The organism is Streptomyces sp. NPDC014656, assembly GCF_043084305.1.
Classification (GTDB): domain Bacteria; phylum Actinomycetota; class Actinomycetes; order Streptomycetales; family Streptomycetaceae; genus Streptomyces.
On the sequence record NZ_JBIBZN010000015.1, the window covers coordinates 94,374 to 115,045 of the forward strand.

Below are 20,672 nucleotides of genomic sequence, written 5' to 3' on the forward strand. Positions count from 1 at the left end.
ACGGGTAGACCGGTTCGGAGCAGTTCGGCGCCGCCCCAAATGCCGTACACCCCTTGTTTCCTGCGGATATGCGCCCACTCCTTGTCGACAAGTCACTACAGCGTGTTGCCGACATGTGACATTCTGCTGGGGACGCGTTTGCCGCAGCCCCACGGCCGGTATTCAGGTGGAAGCTGCGTTCCTCCGATGGTCGCGGCCCACCGCGACCGTCCGCGACCTCTAGGGGGTGGCATGTCCGCAGATCAGGGCAGCTCGAAGGTGCTCACGCTCACGCCCGTTCCGGTCCTCGTGCCCGAGCCCGTTCCCACGCAGACGACGGCGACGACCGCCGCCGAGAGCGGGGCGCTGCCGGCCCCGCCGCCGCCCGTCGTCGCCCCGGAAGCGCTCGACACCCGCACCCTCTCCCGCTCCCTGTTCCTGAGGCTGCGCGCGCTCGACACCGAGGGCGCCGCGGCCGACAGCCCGGAGCGGACCTACGTCCGCGACACCCTGATCGAGCTGAACCTCCCGCTCGTGCGGTACGCGGCGGCCCGCTTCCGCTCGCGCAACGAGCCGATGGAGGACATCGTCCAGGTCGGCACCATCGGCCTGATCAAGGCGATCGACCGCTTCGACTGCGAACGGGGCGTGGAGTTCCCGACGTTCGCGATGCCGACGGTCGTCGGCGAGATCAAGCGCTTCTTCCGCGACACCTCGTGGTCGGTGCGGGTGCCGCGCCGGCTCCAGGAGCTGCGGCTCGCCCTCACCAAGGCCAGCGACGAGCTCGCCCAGAAGCTCGACCGCTCGCCGACCGTGCCCGAACTCGCCGCCGTGCTCGGGGTGTCGGAGGAGGACGTCGTCGACGGCCTCGCGGTCGGCAACGCGTACACCGCCTCCTCGCTCGACTCGCCCTCCCCGGAGGACGACGGCGGCGAGGGCTCCCTCGCGGATCGCCTCGGCTACGAGGACACCGCCCTGGAGGGCGTCGAGTACCGCGAGTCCCTGAAGCCCCTGCTCGCCAAACTCCCGCCCCGGGAGCGGCAGATCATCATGCTCCGCTTCTTCGCGAACATGACCCAGTCGCAGATCGGCGAGGAGGTCGGCATCTCGCAGATGCACGTCTCCCGCCTCCTCACCCGCACGCTCGCCCAGCTCCGCGAGGGCCTGATCGCGGACTGAGTCCCCGCGGCCGGGCCCTCCGGCTTCCGCCGACTTCCGCAAAGCCGACTCCTGTTGACGCGCCGTCAGTCACACTGGGGCGCATGAGGCGCAGGAAGCAACCGGTACTCGTGGCGGTGGCGCTCTGCCTCGGCGGAGCGCTCACCGCGTGCGGAGGCGGAGGAGACGGCGAGGGGTTCACGGCGGTCGGCGCCGGTCCCTCGCCCGGCGGCGCGGTCGCCCCCTCGGGCGCGGTCACCCTGGTCCCGCTGGAGAGCCCCACGGCGAGCGGCACCACCTCCAGCACCTCCTCCCCGCCCCCGGGGTCCCCGGAACCGCCGGGCGCTTCGCCCTCCCCCTCCGCCGGTGCGGGGGCGGGCGGGGACTCCGCCCCGGGCCCCGGTTCCGCCACGCGGCCGGGTGCGGGGGCCGGGGCCGGCACGGGCTCCTCCGGCTCCGGTACGGGCTCCTCCGGGCCCTCCGGCTCCGATGCGGCGCCCGGCGGCGGTTCCGGAGGGCGTACGGAACCGGGGGCACCGCCCGGGGGCTCCTCCGGCGGCGGCCCGTCGTCCGGCGCGACCACGGCGCCGCCCCGCACCCCCGACGCCACCCCCGCGCCCCGGCCCACCACCACGGCGCCCCGGCCGTCCTCGCCGGCGCCCGCGCCCGGGCCGGCCGTGCTCACGGTCTCCGCGCCGGTCACCGCGGACGGCGACGCGCGCTGGTGCGAGCGGGTCACGGTGACCTTCCGGAACACCGGCGGCTCCCCCGCGACCTCCGGCACCGCGACCTTCGCCACGCACGTCATCGGCGCGCTCGGCCTCGACTGGGGCACGGTCACCACCACCCAGCCGCTGCCGGTCCCGATCGCCGCCGGGGCGGCGCGGAAGCAGACGTACACGGTGTGCGTGGAGTCCTGGCGGGTGCCGCTCGGCATGCGCGTCGACACCCGCGAGGTGACCGCTAGCTGGCGGTGAGCCCGTACCGCACCCCCGTCAGCTCCTCGGAGAGGTCCCAGAGGCGGCGGCCCGCCTCCGGGTCGGCCGCCGCGGCCGAGGGCTTCACCCGGGTCGGGGAGCCGCGGAGTTCGCCGAGGCCGTCCGGGCCGATGAAGTCCCCGCCGGCCGCCTCCGGGGCGGTCGCCGCGTACAGCTGGGGCAGGGCTCCGCGCTCCGGGCGCTGGGCGAGCAGCGGGTTGCCGATCCGGCCGTAGAAGAAGCGGGCGAGACCGGTGACGTCGCGGGTCTGGAGGGCGGTCGCGGTGTAGCCGGGGTGGGCGAGGACGCTGCGGACCGGGCTGCCGGCGGCGGAGAGCCGGCGGTGCAGCTCGTGGCCGAAGACGGCGTTGGCGAGCTTCGAGCGGTTGTAGAAGGCCATCGGGGCGTAGCCGCGCTCGCCCGTGAGGGCGGCGGGGTCGTCGAGGCGGAGGTCGCCCCGCCGGTGCACCAGCGAGCTGACCGTGACGACCCGGCCGCCGGCCGGCAGGCGGTCGAGGAGCAGGCCGGTGAGGGCGAAGTGGCCGAGGTGGTTGGCGGCGAACTGCAGCTCGTGGCCCTGGGCGCTGAGCGTGCGGGGCGGGCCCATCACGCCCGCGTTGTTGACGAGGACGTCCAGCCGCGGGTGGTCGGCGCGCAGTCCCCCGGCGAAGGCGCGCACCGAGTCGAGGTCGGCGAGGTCGATCCGGCGGACGGTCAGGAGGTCCGGGGCGATCCCCTCGGCGGTGAGACCGGCGACGGCCCGGTGCCCCCTCGCCTCGTCCCGTACGGCGAGGACCACCCGGCCGCCCCGCCGGGCGAGGGCGCGGGTGGTCGCGAGGCCGAGGCCGCCGGTGGCTCCGGTGACGACGTGGACCCGGCCGGTGAGGTCGGGGATGACGTCGGCGGTCCACTGCTGCATACGCGTACGACTCATGCGACACACATTGACGTCTATGTCACTCGGTGTCAAACATGTCGAGGGGTGCCATTGGTGCCACCGCGTTAGCATCGACCCGTGAGCACCGACCCCGCGCCCGCCGCGCCCGCCCCCGTGCCCGCCGCACCCGGTCCCGCGCCCGCGCCCGCCGCACCCGGTCCCCCGTCCGCACCCGCCCCCCGTGCCATGACGCTCGCCCAGCGCAAGAGGGAGCTGGTCGCGACCGAGCTGACCGAGACCGCGCTCCAGCTCTTCGCGCACAAGGGCTTCGAGGCGGCGACGGTCGACGAGATCGCGACCGCCGTCGGCGTCTCCAAGCGGACCTTCTTCCGGTACTTCGCGTCCAAGGAGGACGTCGTCGTCCAGTTCCTGGCCGGAATGGGCGCCGACATGCGGGCGGAGCTGGCCGCCCGGCCGGCCGGCGAGCCGCCCTCGGCCGCGCTGCTGCACGCCGTCTCCGTGCCGCTCGCCGCCTGCGGCGACCACGCCGAGCGCACCCTGCCCGTCGTCCGGCTGATCCTGCGGACGCCCGCGCTGCTCGCCCGCTTCCTGGAGCACGAGGCCGGCTGGCGCGAGGAGCTGGCCGGGGAGCTGGCCGCCCGGCTCGGCCTCGACCCGGCGGACTCGCTCTACCCGCGGCTCGCGGCGGGCATGGCGCTCACCGCCTTCGACACGGTGCTGCGGCGCTGGAGCGAGGACGCGGGGGGCGCCGGCGGGGGCGGGGACGCCGACCCGCTCGTCCTGATCGTGCGGGCCTTCGCCCAGCTGGCCCCGGCCCTGGACGCCGGATAGCCGTACGGCCCGCCCCGTGCGTGCGGGGGCGCGGCCGTCTCCCCGTAGGGGCAAACGGAGAAGGGGCCGGATCCGACGGGATCCGGCCCCTTCCGGGGTCCTGGGGAGCGGGGGTCAGAACGCGGCGAGCCAGACGACCCCCGCCACAACGACGATCGCGGCGATCACGCCGGCGATCACGCCGACGCGCGGACCGCCCGAGGCGGCCGTCGCCTGCTGGGGAGCGCGCTGCGGGGTGCCCTCGTCGACGAAGGCGCGGAACATCTGGGTGCTGCCGGCGGGGTCGTAGCCCTCGGGGCCCTGGGCGCCCTGGCCGTACGGTGCTTGCGGGTTGTGTGCCATGTGCCAGGACCCTAGCGAAACCGGGGCGAGGGGCCCAAGCTCCGGGTCCCGGCCTCCTCCAGGCCTCCCCCCCACCTCCCCTTTGCCGATTCTTTAGCGCCGTTTGACCGATTTAGTTTGCCTGGAGCAACCATCCATCTCTATGGTTGCCCTAAGCAACAAGTTGGAAGGGGTCCCCGTGGAGCCGAGCAACCGCTACGAGGACCTCGCCCGCGCCATCAGCGCGTTCGGCGCCGTGAAGCGCGGGATCGCCCGCGTCCTGCCGGGCGACTGCCAGGGCGGCGCCGCCGCCGTGCTCGCCCTGCTCAAGCACCACGGTGACATGCGGACGAGCCGCCTGGCCGAGCTCATGGCCGTGGACATGTCGGTGTGCAGCCGCCACGTGGCGCACACCGCCTCCCGCGGCTGGGTCGACCGGCTGCCCGACCCCGCCGACGGCCGCTCCCGCATCCTGCGGCTGAGCCCCGAGGGCTTCGCGATGCTCACCGAACTCGACCGCCGGGTGACGGAAGCCTTCACCCACCACCTCGCGGAGTGGTCCGACGACGACGTCGCACTGCTCACCACCCTGCTCGCCCGACTCCGCGACTCCTTCGGGGACTGCCGGGCCACCCACGCCTGAACTCGCTCGAAACCAGAGGAATCCCACTTCATGGCTACGACCACACCCGACACCGGTGTGCGGGGCGCCCCGGCCGGTGCCGGAGACTCCGCCGCTCCGATGACGCACCGTCAGATCATGGAGGCGCTCTCCGGGCTGCTGCTCGGCATGTTCGTCGCCATCCTGTCCTCGACGATCGTCTCCAACGCCCTCCCCCAGATCATCACCGACCTGGAGGGCGGCCAGTCCGCCTACACCTGGGTCGTCACCGCGACACTGCTCTCGATGACCGCCACCACCCCGCTCTGGGGCAAGCTGGCCGACCTCTTCTCCAAGAAGCTGCTCATCCAGATAGCCCTGACGATCTACGTCGCGGGCTCGATCGTGGCGGGCCTCTCCCAGTCCACCGGCATGCTCATCGCCTGCCGCGTGGTCCAGGGCATCGGCGTCGGCGGCCTCACCGCCCTCTCCCAGATCATCCTCGCCGCGATGATCGCCCCCCGTGAGCGCGGGCGCTACAGCGGCTACCTCGGCGCGGTCTTCGCCGTCGCCACCGTCGGCGGCCCGCTGCTCGGCGGCGTCATCACCGACACCGAGTGGCTCGGCTGGCGCTGGTGCTTCTACGTCGGCGTGCCCTTCGCGATCATCGCCCTGATCGTCCTGCAGAAGACCCTCAAGCTCCCCGTCGTGAAGCGCGAGGTCAAGGTCGACTGGGCCGGCGCCCTCTTCATCAGCGCCGCCGTCTCCCTGCTGCTCGTCTGGGTCACCTTCGCCGGTGACAAGTACGACTGGATGTCCTGGCAGACGGCCGCCATGGTCGGCGGTTCGATCCTGCTCGGCGCGGTCTTCGTGCTCGTCGAGTCCAAGGCCTCCGAGCCGATCATCCCGCTGCGCCTCTTCCGCAACCGGACCATCACGCTCGCCTCGCTCGCCTCGCTCTTCGTCGGCGTCGCGATGTTCGCCGGCACGGTCTTCTTCAGCCAGTACTTCCAGCTGGCCCGCAACGAGTCGCCGACCATGTCCGGCGTCCTCACCATCCCGATGATCGCCGGCCTCTTCGTCTCCTCGACGGCCTCCGGCCTGATCATCACCAAGACCGGCCGCTGGAAGGCGTGGCTGATCAGCGGCGGCGCGCTCGCCACCGCGGGCCTCGGCCTCCTCGGCACCCTGCGGTACGACACCCCGTACTGGCACATCGCGATCTTCATGGCGGTGCTCGGCCTGGGCATCGGCATGATGATGCAGAACCTGGTGCTCTGCACGCAGAACCAGGTGGCCCCCGCCGACCTCGGCTCCGCCTCCTCCGTCGTCACCTTCTTCCGCTCCCTCGGCGGCGCGATCGGCGTCTCGGCGCTCGGCGCGGTCATGGCCCACCGGGTCACCGACTACGTCAAGGAGGGCATGGCGGAGCTCGGCCCGAAGGCCGCGGCGGCGATGGGCCAGGGCGGCACCGGCGGCGCCATCCCCGACATGGACAAGCTGCCCGCCCCGATCCGCACGGTGATGGAGAGCGCGTACGGCCACGGCGTCGGCGACGTCTTCCTCTACGCGGCGCCCTTCGCGCTGCTCGCCTTCCTGGTGACGCTCTTCATCAAGGAGGTCGCGCTGAAGAGCAGCACCGCCACGGCGGAGGACGCCTAGAAAGACTCCCGGCCGCGCTTCGAGCGGAGGCGCGGCCGGGGTGGAAACGGAGCGGCGGGCAGGGGACGGCCCGCCGCTCCGTCATGTCTTCCCGGTTTCCCCGGCCTCCCCGCCCTCCCGGGCGACCATCGCCTCGATCCCGGCGATCATGATGTCCAGGGCGAAGGCGAAGTCCCGGTCCCAGATGGCGGTGACGGAGCCGTGCGAGGCCCTCTCCTCCAGGAGGTCCTCCATCGGCTTGAGGGTCTCCATGAAGGCGGGGTCGTCCCGGAACGCCTTGATCGACTCGCCGTAGAAGTCGTCCGCGTCCATCCCGGCCTCGACCGCCCGCCGCCCGAACTGCGACTCGATGGTCCCGTAGCCGTACACGAACTGGAAGACGGCGGACATCGCGCTCGGCTGACGGCTCACCGGCAGCCCGGTGTCCCGGATCGTCTCCTGGATCTTCCCGCCGACGGCGATCGCGTGCGGCCCGATGTTCAGGTACTGGCCCGCGCACGGCGACATCCACGGGTGGCGGACGAGCATCCGCCGGTAGTGCAGGGACAGCGTCCGCAGGCGCTCCCGCCAGTCGGCCCCGGCGGCGACCGCGTCCAGGTCGATCTCCGCGTACACGGTGTCGATCGCGTACTCGATGATGTCGTCCTTGGTGTCCACGTACCAGTACAGGGACATCGCGGTGACGCCGAGCTCGGCCGCCAGCCGGCGCATCGACAGCTTGCCGAGCCCGTCCCGGTCGAGCATCCGGACGGAGGCCGCCACGATCCGCTCCCGGTCGAGCCCGGCCGGGCCGCCGCCGCTGCGGGCGGCCCGCCGCTCCAGCCAGACGCTGGAGCCCGCCGGGTTCTTCTCCCGGTCCGCAGCCTTGACCATGCGGTTCCTCCGTCCGTCGGCGCTCGTGACCATGCTAGGCAGCGACGACCGGCTCGGCCGCCGCAGACTGCTCCACCCGCTCCGCCCGCTTCAGCAGGAAGGCGGCGAGCAGGCCGCCGACGAGGACGGCGACCGCGCCGACCAGCTGGCTGGTCTGCAGCCCGGAGGCGAAGGCGTCGGAGATCCGCGCCCGCTCGGCCTCGTCGCCGGCCGCCGCGAGGGCCGCGGGGAGCGAGGCCGCGGTGACGGTGACGAGGGCGGCGAAGCGGGCGTTGAGGACGGCGCCGAGGACGGCGACGCCGAGGCCGTTGCCGAACTCGGCGAGGGTGCCGTTGACGCCCGCGCCGACGCCCGCCTTCTCCGGCGGGATCGCGCTCATGATCGCGTTCGCCATGGCCGGGTTGGAGACCGCGAGGCCGGTGCCCATGAGGACCAGGCCGAGCAGCATGCCCCAGTACGTGCCCTCCGAGCCGCCGCCGACCAGGGCGATCGAGGCGAGACCGGCCGCGACCAGCGTCATGCCGACCGTCACGGTCAGCGGGGTGCCCAGCTTCATCACGATCCGCGGGCCGATGCCGCTGAGGTTGAGGAGGACGACGGTCAGCGCGAGCGGCGCCATCCGCAGACCCGCCTCCAGCGGCTCGTACCCGAGCACGAACTGGAGGTGCTGGGTGAGCAGGAACATCGAGCCGCCCATCCCGAACATCACGAGGATCGCGCCGGCGACCGCGCCCACGAACTTCTGGTTGCGGAAGAAGTGCATGTCGAGCATCGGGTACGGGGTCCGCAGCTCCCACAGCGCGAACGCGGCGAGCACCACGACGCCGATCGCGGCCGGGACCAGCACCTCGGTGGAGGTCCAGCCGTGCTCCGGGCCGGTGATGATCGCGTACACGGCGGCGGTCATGCCGATGGTGGAGAGCAGCGCGCCCATCAGGTCGGGGCGGTCGCCCTGCGGGTTCTTCGACTCGGGGACCAGCTTGAGGACGGCGACCAGGCCGATCACGGCCACCGGGATGTTGATCAGGAAGATCATCCCCCACCAGAAGTGGTCGAGGATCACACCGCCGATCAGCGGTCCCGCGGCGAAGCCGAGCGAGCTGACGGTGGCCCAGAGGGCGATGGCCTTCACGCGCTCGGAGTCGTCGAAGATCTGCATGACGACGGCGAGCGTGGTGGTCATCAGGAGCGCGCCGCCGACTCCCATGCCCGCCCGGGCGGCGATCAGCTGCCCGGTGGAGCCGGCCAGACCGGCGGCGAGCGAGCCGAGGCCGAAGAGCCCGAGGCCGAGGGCGAGCAGCTTCTTGCGGCCGTAGCGGTCGGCGGCGTTGCCGGCGGAGAGGAGGAGGCCGGACTGGACGAGCGAGTAGGCGTTGATCATCCACTGGATGTCGCTGGTGGAGGCGTGCAGCTCGGTGGTCAGCGAGGGGATGGCGACGCTGAGGACGGTGTTGTCGAGGAGCACGGTGAGCTGGGCGAGGCAGATGACGCCGAGGATCAGCCAGCGCTGCGGGTGGCCGCCGGCGGCCTGCGGCGCGGCCGTGGGCGTGGCCGTCATGGAAACTCCTTATACGGTGTACGAGGCTAGGTCTCGTACACCGTATAGGAGGTCTCTTACGCTGTATAGGGATTTTCTGGTGGCGGCTACTTCCCGCTGGTCAGGTCGTAGAAGGTGGTGGTGCCGACGGTGGTGGAGGTGAAGTTCTCCTGGACCCAGGTGCTGATCTCGGAGCTGCTGCCGCCGCCGGGGCCGCCCATGCCGCCACCGCCATCGCCATCGCCACCGCCACCGCCACCGCTTCCGATGAAGTAGTGGATCTTCCCGTCGGCGACGTACCGCTTGAACTGGGCGAGGGTCGGGGACGGGTCGCTGCCGTTGAAGCCGCCGATCGCCATCACCGGCTTCTCGGTGGCGAGCTGGTAGCCGGCCGCGTTCTGGGCACCGATCGTGGCGGCGGCCCAGGTGTACGCGTCGGCGTCCTGGAGCAGCTTCGCCTTCGCCTCCGTACCGACTTCGGAGCCGTTGAGCAGACCGCCCATGCCGCCACCACCGCCCATGCCGCCGCGCTCCCCGAAGCCGGGCGTCCGGCCGGTGGGGGCCTGGCCGTTCTGGCCGGTGGGGGGCTGCATCGGGCCGCCTTGGGACTGGCCACCCTGGGTTTGGCCGTTCGGGGCCTGGCCGTTCGGGGCCTGGCCGCCGCCCGGGAAGCCGTTGGGGAGCCGCGTCCCGTTGGGAGGCTGCGCGCCGCCGTTCCGGCCGCCGTCACCCCCGTCCATGGGCGGGCCGCCGCCGCCCGGTCCCCGGCCGCCGAAGCCGGCGCCCGAGGGGCCCGCCGTGACGATGGAGCCCTGGTGGCCGGTGGAGAGCGTCTCCAGGGTGTACGCGAACGGGCCCGCGAGTCCCGCCGCCAGGCCGAGGCCCGCCGCGGCGAGGCCGAGGCGCCGGTCGGCTCGGCCCGCGACGAGCAGGCCCGGCGCGGCCACCGCACCCGCCACGAGCACGGTCCAGCGCAGCCAGGGGAGGTACTCCGGCGTCCGGCCGAGCAGCGTCCAGCCCCACCAGGCGGTCACGCCGGCCGCGACCGCGAGCCCCGCCGAGGCGGCGAACCCCGTCCGCTCCTCCCACAGCACCGCCGTGCCCATGCCGATCAGGGCGGCGAGGTACGGCGCCAGGGCCACCGTGTAGTACTCGTGGAAGATGCCGGCCATGAAGCTGAAGACGCCCAGCGTCATCAGCAGCGCCCCGCCCCACACCAGGAACGCGGCCCTGGCCGTGTCCGTGCGCGGCGCCCGCCACGTGACGACGAGTCCGGCGAGGAGCAGGAGCAGCGCGGCCGGGAGCAGCCAGGAGATCTGGCCGCCGATGGAGTCGTTGAACATGCGCAGCGCCCCGGTCTCGCCCCAGCCGCCGCCCTGTCCCCCGCCGCCGCCCCCGCCGACGCTGCCGACCTCGTTGCCGTTGATCCGGCCGAGGCCGTTGTAGCCGAAGGTCAGCTCCAGGAAGCTGTTGTCCTGCGAGCCGCCGATGTACGGCCGCGAGGCCGCCGGCCAGAGCTCGACGAGCGCCACCCACCAGCCGCCGGAGACGGTCAGCGCCAGCCCGGCGAGGCCCAGCTGCCCGAACCGCCTCAGCGGCCGGACCGGGGCGCACACCGCGTACACGAGGGCGAGCGGCGGCAGGATCAGGAAGGCCTGGAGCGTCTTCGTCAGGAACCCGAAGCCGAACGCGACCCCCGCCACGACCAGCCACTTCGTGGAGCCCTCGGCCCGCTCCAGGGCCCTCAGCACGCCGTACGCGGCCACGGTCATGAGCAGCGCGAGCAGCGCGTCCGGGTTGTTGAAGCGGAACATCAGCGCGGCGACCGGGGTCAGCGCGAGCACCCCGCCCGCGATCAGACCGGCGCCCGCCCCGAAGCGGCGGCGGACGGCCGCGTACAGCACGGCGACCGTGGCCGTCCCCATCAGCACCTCCGGCAGCAGGATCTGCCAGGAGCCGAGGCCGAAGAGCCGGACGGAGAGCGCCATCGGCCAGAGCGCGGCCGGCGGCTTGTCGACGGTGATGGCGCCGGCCGCGTCGAGCGAGCCGAAGAAGAAGGCCTTCCAGCTCTCGCCGCCGGCCTGGACGGCCGCCGAGTAGAAGGAGTTGGCGTAGCCGGAGGCGCTCAGGTTCCAGAGGTAGAGCGCGGTGGTGACGGCGAGCAGGCCGAGGAAGGCGGGGCGCGCCCAGGGGGCGTCGTCGGGGCGGCCGCGCCACAGCCGGGCGAGTCGGCCGGTCCCGGCAGGGGGCGCGGCGTGCGCCCCGGTCGCGGCCGGGATCGCGGGCGGATTCGGTGCGGTCATCGGTCGGCCCCCGTGGGGTGTCGGCGGTCCGGGAAGACCCAGAGCCGGAAGAGCAGGAAGCGCAGGACGGTCGCGGCGAGGTTGGCGACGACCAGCACCGCGAGTTCGGTGGAGTGCGCGGGATCGCCGGTGGCCGCGCCGAGCGCGGCGAGCGAGCCGCTGGTCAGGGCGAGGCCGATGGCGAAGACCACGAGCCCCTGCGCCTGGTGGCGGACGGCCCGGTCGCGGCCGCGGACGCCGAAGGTGAGCCGGCGGTTGGCGGCCGTGTTGGCGACGGCGGAGACGAGGAGGGCGGCGGCGTTGGCGATCTGGGCGCCCGCGCCCTGCCGGAAGAGGGAGTAGAGGGCGAGGTAGAGGAGCGTGGAGAGCACGCCGACCACGCAGAAGCCGACCAGCTGGCGGGCGAGTCCGCCGGGGACGCCGGAGAGGTCCCGGTCGCGCGGGTCGTCGCCGAAGGGCCGGGCGAGCCGGTCCAGCGGCAGCGAGCCGGTCGCGAGCGCCCGTCCGACCCGCCATACGCCCTTCAGGTCGTCGGTGGCGGTCTTCACGATGTGCACGGTCGAGTCGGGGTCGTCGACCCAGTCGACCGGCACCTCGTGGATCCGCAGCCCGGCCCGCTCCGCGAGCACGAGCATCTCGGTGTCGAAGAACCAGCCGGTGTCCTCGACCATCGGCAGCAGCCGCTCGGCGACATCCCGCCGGATCGCCTTGAAGCCGCACTGCGCGTCGGAGAAGCGGGCGGCGAGCGAACCGCGCAGGATCAGGTTGTAGGCGCGGGAGACGAACTCCCGCTTGGGCCCGCGCACCACCCGCGAGGAGCGGGCGAGCCGGGAGCCGATGGCCAGGTCGGAGTGGCCGGAGATCAGCGGCGCGACCAGCGGGAGCAGCGCGTTGAGGTCGGTGGACAGGTCCACGTCCATGTAGGCGAGGACGGGGGCGTCGGAGGCCGACCACACGGTCCGCAGCGCCCGGCCGCGCCCCTTCTGTTCGAGGCGCACGGACCGCACCTCGGGCACCTCGGCCGCGAGGGCGGCGGCGATGCCGGGCGTGGCGTCGGTGGAGGCGTTGTCGGCGACGGTGACGCGGAAGCCGTACGGGAAGGTGCGCTTCAGGTGCGCGTGGAGCCGGCGGACGCACGGCTCCAGGTCCTTCTCCTCGTTGTAGACGGGGATCACCACGTCCAGAACGGGCCGGCCCGCTTCGCTCACCGGCAGGTGCTCCCGGGCGGGGAGGGTGCCGGGGGCCTGCGTCGCGGGCCCCGCGAGGGTGTGGGTTCGCATGTCCACGACCCTCGCCGGGCCCGCTGTCACGGCTGTGTGATCAGCCTGTGCTCCGCCTGTGAGTGCGGTCCGGGGGCTTTCGGATCCGCCTGTGAGCGCGGTCCCGGGGCCTTCGGATCCGCCGTCCCGGCCGGGAGGCGGACGGCGAAGACGGTCCGTCCGGGGACGGATTCGACGGTCACCTCGCCGCCGTGGGCGGCGACGACGGCCCGCACGATGGCGAGGCCGAGCCCGGTGGAGCCGGCCTGCCGGGAGCGGGAGGCGTCGCCGCGGGCGAAGCGCTCGAAGACGGCGGGCAGCAGCTCGGGCGGGATGCCGGGCCCGTCGTCCCGGACCTCGACGACGACGGCCGCGCCCTCGGCCCGCACGCGCGCGGTGACGGTGGTCCCGGGCGGGGTGTGGGTGCGGGCGTTGGCCAGCAGGTTGAGCAGCACCTGCTGGAGCCGGGCGGCGTCGCCGCGGACGGCCGGCGACCCGGCCTCCCCGGGCAGTTCGAGGCGCCAGTGGTGGTCGGGCCCGGCGGCGCGGGCGTCGCCGACGGCGTCCACGACCAGGGGGACGAGGTCGGTCTCCTCGTCCGAGAGGGGGCGTCCGGCGTCGAGCCGGGCGAGCAGGAGGAGGTCCTCGACCAGACCGGTCATGCGGGTGGCCTCGGACTCGATCCGGCCGAGCGCGTGCCGGGTGTCGGGCCCGCACTCCTCCCGGCCGCGGCGGGTGAGTTCGGCGTAGCCGCGGATGGAGGCGAGGGGGGTGCGCAGTTCGTGGCTGGCGTCGGCGACGAACCGCCGGACCCGGGTCTCGCTCTGCTGGCGGGCGTCGAGGGCCGCGTGCACGTGGTCGAGCATCCGGTTGAGCGCGGCGCCGACCTGCCCGACCTCGGTCCGCGGATCGGCCTCGGCCTCCGGGACCCGCTGGTGGAGCGCGACCTCGCCGCTGTGCAGCGGCAGCCGGGCGACCTGGGAGGCGGTGGCGGCGACCCGGCGCAGCGGCCGGAGCGCGATCCGCACGAGCACCGTCCCGGCGAGCGAGGCGGCGGCGAGCGAGGCGCCGGTGAGGCTGAGTTCGACGAGGACGAGGGTGGAGAGGGCGTTCTCGACCTCGGTGAGCGGGATGCCGGCGAGGAAGGTGCCGTGGACGCCCTCGGCGTACACGACGCGGTACGGACCGAGGCCGCCGGGCAGTTCGACGGTGTGCGCCCGGCCGTCGCGGGGCACGCCGGCGAGCGCGTCCTCCTGCGCCGCGTCCAGTTCCTCGACGGGGAAGCGGGGCCCGTCGCCGGTGCCGCTGCCGGCGACCTCCGTCGAGTACCCCGCCTCGGTGACCTTCCCGCCGTCCACGACGGCGCCGAGGGTGCCGATCGGGGAGCCCGGCGTGCCGAGGAAGGCGAGGGGTTCGCGGTCCCGGCCCGGGTCCGGCCCGAAGGGCACGGCCGGCGGCCCGGCGGCCCGCTGGGCGAGCGCCGTCAGCTGCTCGTCGGCCCGGTCGTAGAGGTAGGAGCGGTACGCGATGGTGGTGATGGTGCCGATGACGGCCGCGACGACCGCGATCAGCGCGACGGCGGAGACCACCAGCCGCGTCCGCAGGGACCAGGGCCGCCGGGTGCGCAGGCGCATGAGGGGCTACTCCCCCGGCTTGATGAGGTAACCGGCCCCCCGCCGGGTGTGGATCATCGGCGCGCGTCCGGCGTCGATCTTCCGGCGCAGGTAGGAGATGTAGAGCTCGACGACGTTGGCCTGGCCGCCGAAGTCGTACGACCAGACCCGGTCGAGGATCTGCGCCTTGCTCAGCACCCGGCGCGGGTTGCGCATGAGGTAGCGCAGCAGCTCGAACTCGGTCGCGGTGAGGTGGATCGAGTCGCCGCCCCGGGTGACCTCGTGGCTGTCCTCGTCGAGGGTGAGGTCGCCGACCGCGAGCACGGACTCGCTGCGGGCCTGCGCGGCTCCGGAGCGCCGGATCAGGCCGCGCAGCCGGGCGACGACCTCCTCCAGGCTGAACGGCTTGGTGACGTAGTCGTCGCCGCCGGCGGTGAGTCCCGCGATCCGGTCCTCGACGGCGTCCTTCGCCGTCAGGAAGAGGACCGGCACCTCGGGCAGCTCGCGCCGGATCGAGCCGAGCAGGCTGAGCCCGTCGACGTCCGGGAGCATGATGTCCAGGATGACGACGTCGGGCCGGAACTCGCGCACGGCCCGCAGGGCACCGGCCCCGTCGCCGGCGCTGCGGACCTGCCAGCCCTCGTAGCGCAGGGCCATCGAGAGCAGTTCGGAGAGGGACGCCTCGTCGTCCACGACGAGGACGCGGACGGCGGTGCCGTCGGCACGGAGCAGATCGGCGCGGGTGCCGCGGCGGGCTGAAGTGCTGCGAGTGGTGACGGTCATGGCTCCACGCTCGCCGCCGCCGCTGAGATCGCCCTTTCGCTTTCCTGTGAATTCCCTGAGAAAGCCGCGGCCTCCTCCGGGTCAGGGTTTCACGTGAAACATCGCGGCTCCGTTGTCGTGGAGGACCGCCCGGAGCCAGTCGTCGCCGAGCCCGAGCCGTTCGAGGGCGTGGAGCTGGTGGACGTACGGGTACGGGATGTTCGGGAAGTCGGAGCCGAGCAGGACCCGGTCCTGGAGGCCGGCGAGCCGCCCCAGCGCGTCGGGCGGGAAGGGCGCCAGCCGCTCGCTGAAGTCGGTGAACGCCATGGTGGTGTCCAGCCGCACGCCCTCGTACCGCTCCGCGAGCCCGAGGAAGTCCTCGTACTCCGGCATGCCCATGTGCGCCACGACCAGCCGCAGCCGCGGGTACCGGGCCAGCAGCGCCCCGACCGGTCCGGGACCGGTGAAGGCGCCGGGCGCGGGCCCGGAACCGCAGTGGATGACGACCGGCGTCCCCCTCTCGGCCAGCAGCCCCCACACCTCGTCGAGCAGCGGGTCGTTCGGGTCGAAGCCGCCGACCTGGAGGTGCACCTTGAAGACCCGGGCCCCGGCGTCGAGGGCCTGCCGCACGTAGGCGGCGGCCTCCGGCTCGGGGAAGAGGGTCGCGGTGTGCAGGCAGCCGGGCGTCCGCGCGGCGAAGTCCGCGGCCCAGGCGTTGAGCCAGGCGCCCATTCCGGGCTTGTGCGGGTAGAGCATCGAGGTGAAGGCGAGCACCCCGAAGCCGCGCAGCAGCTCGACACGCCGGTCCTCCTCCTCGCGGTAGGTGATGGGCCAGGGCTGTCCGGTCAGCGGCCCGACGGCGTCGAAGTACGCCCAGACCTTGTCGAGGACGTTCTTCGGCATGAAGTGGGTGTGCACGTCGACAAGCCCGGGCAGCCCGAGCCGCGCGGTCAGCTCCCGGACGAGCGCCGCCTCGCTCCCCGGCTCCTGGTCGAACTCCGCCTCCCGGCCGCTCTCCGTCTCCCGGGCGGTGGTGGTCTCACTCCCGCTCATAGCCGTAACTCCGCTCGACCTTCCCGATGTGGACGCTGTACGCCTCGTACCAGTGGTCCCGCCCGTACTTCTTCGCCGCCGCGTGCGCGGTGTCCAGGCGCCAGGTGTCGAGCGCCTCCAGGTCACGGAAGTAGGCCACGGTGATGCCGATGCCGCCGGGCGTGCGGGCGGACTCGTACCCGAGGAAGCCGGGCACGCCGGCGACCCGCTCGCGCAGCTCGGCGGCCGTCTCGGCGTACCCCTCGGGGGCGTCGGGCCGCAGGGAGGTGAACACGGCGGTGTAGTAGGGCGGTTCCAGCCCGGAGACCAGCTTCTGCGTCATGCGATCACCCTCGCCGGGCGGGCCGGGCGCTGTCCACGGCCGCCGGTCAAAGGGATCCAAGACTTTACGATCAGAACAGTCCGTCCTGGCCGGCGCCGTCCCCGAGGGGTGCGCGGCCCACCGGCACGCTCCAGGCGTCGTCCTCCCCGCCCCGCTCCAGCCCCCACCCGCCGAGCAGCCGCCCGTCGAGCACGAGGTGGCGCCCGCCGGGGGCGAGCAGGTGCAGATCGGGCCCGGCGGCGGCGAGCACCCGCCCGGTGACGACCCCGCCGTCCACGAGCTCGGCGACCGTCCCGTCGAGCGCGGGCAGCTCCCCGAGGCCGAAGGCGTCCCCGTGGTCGTGCGCCGCGAACGGCAGCGCCTCCAGCGTCTCGCCCCACCCCCCGACGCCCAGCGCCCGCCCGTACAGCTCCTCGATCTCCGCGGCCCGGGCGCCGGTGTCCGGGAGGGCGGCCCGCAGCGCCCGCTTCCGGTCGTACGGCACCCGGTCGGGCACGCCGAGCGCCTGCCGCAGCACCTCCTCCGTCCGCCGGGCGGCCATCAGCGGTCCGCGTCCGAGCCAGCAGAAGGCGACGGCGCCCTGTTCGAGGAGGCGCGCGGACCCCCGGTGCTCGCCGGTGATGCCGACCTTGACGGTGCCGGGCCCGAACCAGGCGAGGTACACGCGGTAGGGCCGGGGGTCGTCGGCGAAGGTGTCGGCGGCCACGGAGCGGGCCCGGTCGAGCCGGGCGCACTCGGGGCAGAGCCCGCCGGTGGACCGTCCGGGCACGGCGGCGGCGACGGGGCAGCCGCTCCCCCGCGCCCCCGCGCAGACCCGTCCTCCCACGGCCCGGAAGACGAGCCCCCGCCCGTACGCGACGGGGCTCGTGCGTCCGCCCCACCACCGCAGCACGGCTGATCCCCCGCGCCATCCGACGCCGCCACTCCGCCACACGGCCGGTCACCTCCCGCGTCCCTGTCCCGCCGCTCCCATCCTCCCCCTCAGGGCAGGACGTAGATCCGGGTGCCGTCCGGGCAGGGGTCGCCGACCTCGCGCATGCAGCCCCGCTCGATGAGCAGCCGGACGCAGTCGCGGACGCGCTCGCCGGAGAGCCCGGTGCGGCGGGTGACGTCCTGGGGCCGGCAGCGGACCCCGCCGCGGACGAGGGCGGGGGCGAGGAAGCTGGCGACGGCCCGCATGTCGCCGCTGATCTCCCAGGACTCGACGAGCTCCCGCGCGCTGAGCCGGGGCGGGCCCTCGGCGCCCCGCTGCCGGGGGACGGCGAAGGACCGCTCAAGGGAGTCGGCGACCCTTGAGAGGCTGTGCCGCGTCTCGCGCAGCAGCTCCGCGTAGTCGGCGAGGTCGGCGGCGCCCTCGTCGAACCGTCCTTCCAGCCGGACCAGGACGTCGACGAGTTCGGGCGGCAGCACGGACCCGCCGTGCGCCGGCGCCGGTTCGAGGCCGTAGCCGCCGTGCCGCTGCACCTCGGCCACCAGCTCGCCCACCCAGGCCCGGAACGGCCCGGCCTCGGGCGAGCGGCAGGCGGTGACGAGCTGCACGAGCCCGGGGAGGCTCACCATGCGCGCGGTGCCGCGGATGCCGCTGCGCGCGAGTATGTCCGGACTCGGGGCCAGCTCACGGGCCGGCGCGAGGCACCAGGCGGGCAGCGCCACGCTCCGCAGCGCCTCGCGCGGTCCCGCGTACCCCAGCCTCCGGGCCACGTCCACGACGGGGAACCAGTGCGCCCCGTCGACGGCGGTCAGCCGCCTCAACCGGCCTCCCGCGGCGGCCCGTACGAAGTCATCGATGTCGATCGCGTCCAACGATGATCACCTCCACCCGCACGCTAGGCCGAAGGCATATTCAACTGACATGCAAATCAGATGGGTTCACCCGAAAGTGGAAGGCCCCGGGCAAACCCGGGGCCTCCGTACGAGTCTCGCCGTGCGTCAGCGGGCGACGAACTGCGTGAGGATCGCCTGCACCTCGTAGATGTCCACGCCCTTGGTGAACGTCTTGGTGACGGGCAGCTGCTGACCCGAGATCCAGATCTTCAGCTCGGCGTCGAGGTCGAAGGTGCCGGCCGTCTCGACGGCGAAGTGCGTGATGCTCCGGTACGGGATCGAGTGGTACTCGACCTTCTTGCCGGTGATGCCCTGCTTGTCGACCAGCACGAGCCGCCGGTCCGTGAAGAAGATGACGTCGCGGATCAGCAGGTACGCGGCGTGCACCTGCTCCCCCTGCCCGAGCAGCCGCGCGTAGTCCTGCTGCGCCTGCGCCGGATCGATCGCGTGCGCGTTGCCGAAGAGCGCCATGCCCTTACCCCCCACTTTCAGACAAAAAATACGATCATCAGAACCTAACCCCACCTGCCCCGCCCCTGGCAACGCCCGCCGGGGAAAAGGTCAGAAGACCGACTTGTACGTGGTGGAGTCCCCGTTCACGGGCACCTTGGAGGCGGCCGCGAAGGGCGTGCTCGTGTTGCCGAGGCCGTAGTGGATCGCGGAGCCGGCGGGCCCCGTGGCGAAGAGATCGGCCACGCCCCTGCTGTTCAGCCCGGCCGGGGCGACGTGGGTGTACTTCTGCCAGCCGCCGCCGACCTTGCGGCGGGCGGTGAAGGTGCCGTCGCCCTTGCCGAGGTACATCCAGAGGACGCCGTCCCTGTCGCGGGCGAGGAGGTCCCCGCCGGTGGCTCCGGCGACGTTCCCGGGCGCGACGAGGAGGTTGTACTGCTGCCAGCCGCCGCCGATCCTCTTGCGCGCGTCGAAGGGCCGGGTGGCGGAGCCGGTCGAGGTGTAGAGCCACAGGACTCCGGAGGTGTCGGTGGCCAGAAGGTCGCCGCGCCCGTCGCCGTCGAGGTCCGACCCGCCGACGATCTTGTTGTAGACCTGCCAGCCGCCGCCGACCTTGGTGCGCGGCACCAGCTTCCCCTGCTCGCTCCGGTGCAGCCACAGCACGCCGTCCCGGTCCCGCCCGACGATGTCGTCGGCCGCGCCGCCGGCCGCGTTCCCGGGCGAGGCCATCAGCGTGTACGTGTTCCACCCGGTGCCGAGCGTCGTCGGGGTGGTCGCGCCCAGCACCGGCCGGCAGCCCTCCTCCCAGCAGTCGTAGTCCCGCCCCAACGCCTGGAGCTGGGAGACCTCGTAGGAGGACAGCTTCCCGGCGGCGTCGCGGACGAGCACGTCCGCGACGCCGTTGTCGGTGAAGTCCCGCTGCCTGGTGCCGCGGACCACGGTGAGCGCGCCGCTGCGGGTGACCGAGGTCCCGAAGACGCTCTCCGTCGTCATCTTCCAGGTGTGGGCGCCGTTGGGGGCCCCGAAGTACTTCTCGGAGAGGCCGTCCCAGGCCACGTGGGCCTCGAACTCGTCCGGTGCCCACCAGGATCTGAGGGTCGTCTTCCGGCCGGTGGCGGTGTGGGTGAGCTCGACCGTCAGGCTCACGTCCCGGTGGTTGAACCCCCAGCTCATCTCCTGGCGGGGCTCGCGGTCGAAGTCCACCACGGTCGGCACGGTCTCGCTCTTCACCGTGAGGTCGAGCCGCTCGCCGGTGTCGGCGACCTTCCGCACGTCCGGCTTCCCGTCCGCGCCGACGGAGACCCTGAACAGCCCGACGCCGTCGGCGAGCGTGCCGCCGTGCACGAGGGCCGTGCCGTCGCCCCCGACGACGACCTGCCGCGCGGAGTCCAGGGCGTAGACGGTCTCGCCGCCGCCGAGCGGGCTCAGCCCGAAGCCGTCGCCCACGGTCATCCACCCGCCCGGCAGGAGGAGCCCCCAGGACGACCACCGCACGGGAGCTCCCCCACTCCGGTCGGCCACCATCGTCGAGTCCGGGCCCGGCCGCCAGGCGACGTACTCCGCCGAGACCTGTGCGGTGTCGGTGTGGGAGTGCACGTCGTAGGTGGCGGTGACGGCGCCCGTGGCGACGTCGACCACCGAGAGCCTGTCCTTCAGGAACTCCGTGCCGGCGGTCTGCACCGCGAACGCGCCGGGAGCGGTGGAGTACACGTGCCGGACGGCGCCCGCCGGCAGACCGCCGACGGCCCGGTCGACGACGTCGCCGCCGGGGGCGCGGCTGACGAGGTGGACGCCGTCGGCGCCGTCGCGCATGACGAGCGTCGACCCGTTGACCCCGCGCAGCTCGTACGCGCTGTCGATGACGACGGGTTCGGCATCGACGCCCCGGGCCAGGTCGTGGACGAAGTACCGCATGCCCTCGTTCCACACGAGGACGTCGCTCTGCGCCGAGGCCCGGTAGGCCCCCGCTCCCTTCCGCGGCAGCGGGGTCTCCACCCCGTCGGCGTACCGCGTCCAGTAGTGGGTGTCCCCGACGGTGGACAGGAAGCCGGTGGGCCCGGAGGAGACGAGCCGCGCGTCGGCCCGGAACGGTACGACGACACCGTCCGCGGCCTCCGCCGCGACCTCCGCCCCGGGTGCGGCCACCGCGGCCCCGGGCAGGGCGAGCCCGCCCGCGACGGCGGTGGAGGCGACCGCGACGGCGACGGCGCCGAGCCGGAGACGGGACGACCAGGGGCGTGTCACGACAG

At 73.6% G+C, this 20,672-nt stretch carries 19 protein-coding genes; 5 read left to right on the plus strand and 14 right to left on the minus strand.

Annotated features, from left to right (window positions below; genetic code table 11):
• Positions 1-231: 231 nt before the first annotated feature.
• Positions 232-1,158 carry an RNA polymerase sigma factor SigF gene (locus ACF1ED_RS29055; RefSeq protein ID WP_391765399.1) on the plus strand — a complete coding sequence of 309 codons (927 nt, stop codon included), beginning with the start codon at positions 232-234 and terminating at the stop codon, positions 1,156-1,158.
• Between the two features lie 83 nt (positions 1,159-1,241).
• Positions 1,242-2,114, plus strand: a complete 873-nt coding sequence (locus ACF1ED_RS29060; RefSeq protein WP_391765401.1) for a hypothetical protein — start codon at positions 1,242-1,244, stop codon at positions 2,112-2,114.
• Here the strand turns inward: ACF1ED_RS29060 and ACF1ED_RS29065 are convergent.
• The gene (locus tag ACF1ED_RS29065) at positions 2,101-3,048 is read right to left on the minus strand and encodes an oxidoreductase (protein ID WP_391765403.1); all 948 of its coding nucleotides are present in this window, start codon (positions 3,046-3,048) and stop codon (positions 2,101-2,103) included. The genes ACF1ED_RS29060 and ACF1ED_RS29065 overlap by 14 nt on opposite strands.
• Before the next feature lie 189 nt (positions 3,049-3,237).
• Here ACF1ED_RS29065 and ACF1ED_RS29070 point away from each other — a divergent pair, with 189 nt between their 5' ends.
• Positions 3,238-3,843, plus strand: a complete 606-nt coding sequence (locus tag ACF1ED_RS29070) for a TetR family transcriptional regulator (protein ID WP_391765610.1) — start codon at positions 3,238-3,240, stop codon at positions 3,841-3,843.
• Between the two features lie 114 nt (positions 3,844-3,957).
• Here ACF1ED_RS29070 and ACF1ED_RS29075 read toward each other — a convergent pair whose 3' ends face one another.
• Positions 3,958-4,185, minus strand: a complete 228-nt coding sequence (locus ACF1ED_RS29075; RefSeq protein ID WP_391765405.1) for a hypothetical protein — start codon at positions 4,183-4,185, stop codon at positions 3,958-3,960.
• 142 nt (positions 4,186-4,327) lie between these two features.
• Here ACF1ED_RS29075 and ACF1ED_RS29080 point away from each other — a divergent pair, with 142 nt between their 5' ends.
• Together ACF1ED_RS29080 and ACF1ED_RS29085 are read left to right on the plus strand one after the other, a co-directional pair.
• On the plus strand, positions 4,328-4,807 hold the full coding sequence (locus tag ACF1ED_RS29080; protein WP_391765407.1) for a MarR family winged helix-turn-helix transcriptional regulator: 480 nt from the start codon (positions 4,328-4,330) through the stop codon (positions 4,805-4,807).
• 30 nt (positions 4,808-4,837) lie between these two features.
• Positions 4,838-6,427 carry an MDR family MFS transporter gene (locus ACF1ED_RS29085; protein ID WP_391765409.1) on the plus strand — a complete coding sequence of 530 codons (1,590 nt, stop codon included), beginning with the start codon at positions 4,838-4,840 and terminating at the stop codon, positions 6,425-6,427.
• 81 nt (positions 6,428-6,508) lie between these two features.
• Here ACF1ED_RS29085 and ACF1ED_RS29090 read toward each other — a convergent pair whose 3' ends face one another.
• The 12 genes from ACF1ED_RS29090 to ACF1ED_RS29145 all read right to left on the minus strand — a co-directional run bounded on the left by ACF1ED_RS29090 (position 6,509) and on the right by ACF1ED_RS29145 (position 20,667).
• Positions 6,509-7,300: a TetR/AcrR family transcriptional regulator gene (locus ACF1ED_RS29090; RefSeq protein ID WP_391765411.1), complete on the minus strand. Its 792-nt coding sequence runs from the start codon at positions 7,298-7,300 to the stop codon at positions 6,509-6,511.
• Between the two features lie 34 nt (positions 7,301-7,334).
• Complete coding sequence (locus ACF1ED_RS29095) at positions 7,335-8,858, minus strand: MFS transporter (protein ID WP_391765413.1); 1,524 nt, start codon at positions 8,856-8,858, stop codon at positions 7,335-7,337.
• Positions 8,859-8,944: 86 nt separating this feature from the next.
• Positions 8,945-11,140 (minus strand): ArnT family glycosyltransferase, encoded by a 2,196-nt coding sequence (locus tag ACF1ED_RS29100; protein ID WP_391765415.1) that lies wholly within the window; start codon positions 11,138-11,140, stop codon positions 8,945-8,947.
• Complete coding sequence (locus ACF1ED_RS29105) at positions 11,137-12,420, minus strand: glycosyltransferase (protein ID WP_391765417.1); 1,284 nt, start codon at positions 12,418-12,420, stop codon at positions 11,137-11,139. The genes ACF1ED_RS29100 and ACF1ED_RS29105 overlap by 4 nt, the downstream gene beginning before the upstream one ends.
• A 26-nt stretch (positions 12,421-12,446) precedes the next feature.
• Positions 12,447-14,033 carry a sensor histidine kinase gene (locus ACF1ED_RS29110; RefSeq protein WP_391765419.1) on the minus strand — a complete coding sequence of 529 codons (1,587 nt, stop codon included), beginning with the start codon at positions 14,031-14,033 and terminating at the stop codon, positions 12,447-12,449.
• Between the two features lie 6 nt (positions 14,034-14,039).
• Positions 14,040-14,795, minus strand: coding sequence for a response regulator transcription factor (locus ACF1ED_RS29115; RefSeq protein WP_043224826.1), 756 nt, complete (start codon positions 14,793-14,795; stop codon positions 14,040-14,042).
• An 81-nt stretch (positions 14,796-14,876) separates the two neighbouring features.
• A complete protein-coding gene (locus tag ACF1ED_RS29120) occupies positions 14,877-15,827 on the minus strand; it encodes an amidohydrolase family protein (RefSeq protein WP_391765421.1) in 951 nt (316 codons plus the stop codon).
• On the minus strand, positions 15,814-16,149 hold the full coding sequence (locus ACF1ED_RS29125; RefSeq protein ID WP_391765423.1) for an antibiotic biosynthesis monooxygenase family protein: 336 nt from the start codon (positions 16,147-16,149) through the stop codon (positions 15,814-15,816). Before ACF1ED_RS29125 ends, ACF1ED_RS29120 begins: the two co-directional genes overlap by 14 nt.
• Before the next feature lie 70 nt (positions 16,150-16,219).
• On the minus strand, positions 16,220-17,041 hold the full coding sequence (locus tag ACF1ED_RS29130; protein ID WP_391765425.1) for a DUF2797 domain-containing protein: 822 nt from the start codon (positions 17,039-17,041) through the stop codon (positions 16,220-16,222).
• An 89-nt stretch (positions 17,042-17,130) separates the two neighbouring features.
• Positions 17,131-17,952 (minus strand): BRO family protein, encoded by an 822-nt coding sequence (locus tag ACF1ED_RS29135; RefSeq protein ID WP_391765427.1) that lies wholly within the window; start codon positions 17,950-17,952, stop codon positions 17,131-17,133.
• Positions 17,953-18,078: 126 nt separating this feature from the next.
• On the minus strand, positions 18,079-18,444 hold the full coding sequence (locus tag ACF1ED_RS29140) for a PH domain-containing protein (RefSeq protein WP_043224835.1): 366 nt from the start codon (positions 18,442-18,444) through the stop codon (positions 18,079-18,081).
• Positions 18,445-18,534: 90 nt separating this feature from the next.
• Positions 18,535-20,667, minus strand: coding sequence for a hypothetical protein (locus ACF1ED_RS29145; RefSeq protein WP_391765429.1), 2,133 nt, complete (start codon positions 20,665-20,667; stop codon positions 18,535-18,537).
• Positions 20,668-20,672: the final 5 nt, after the last annotated feature.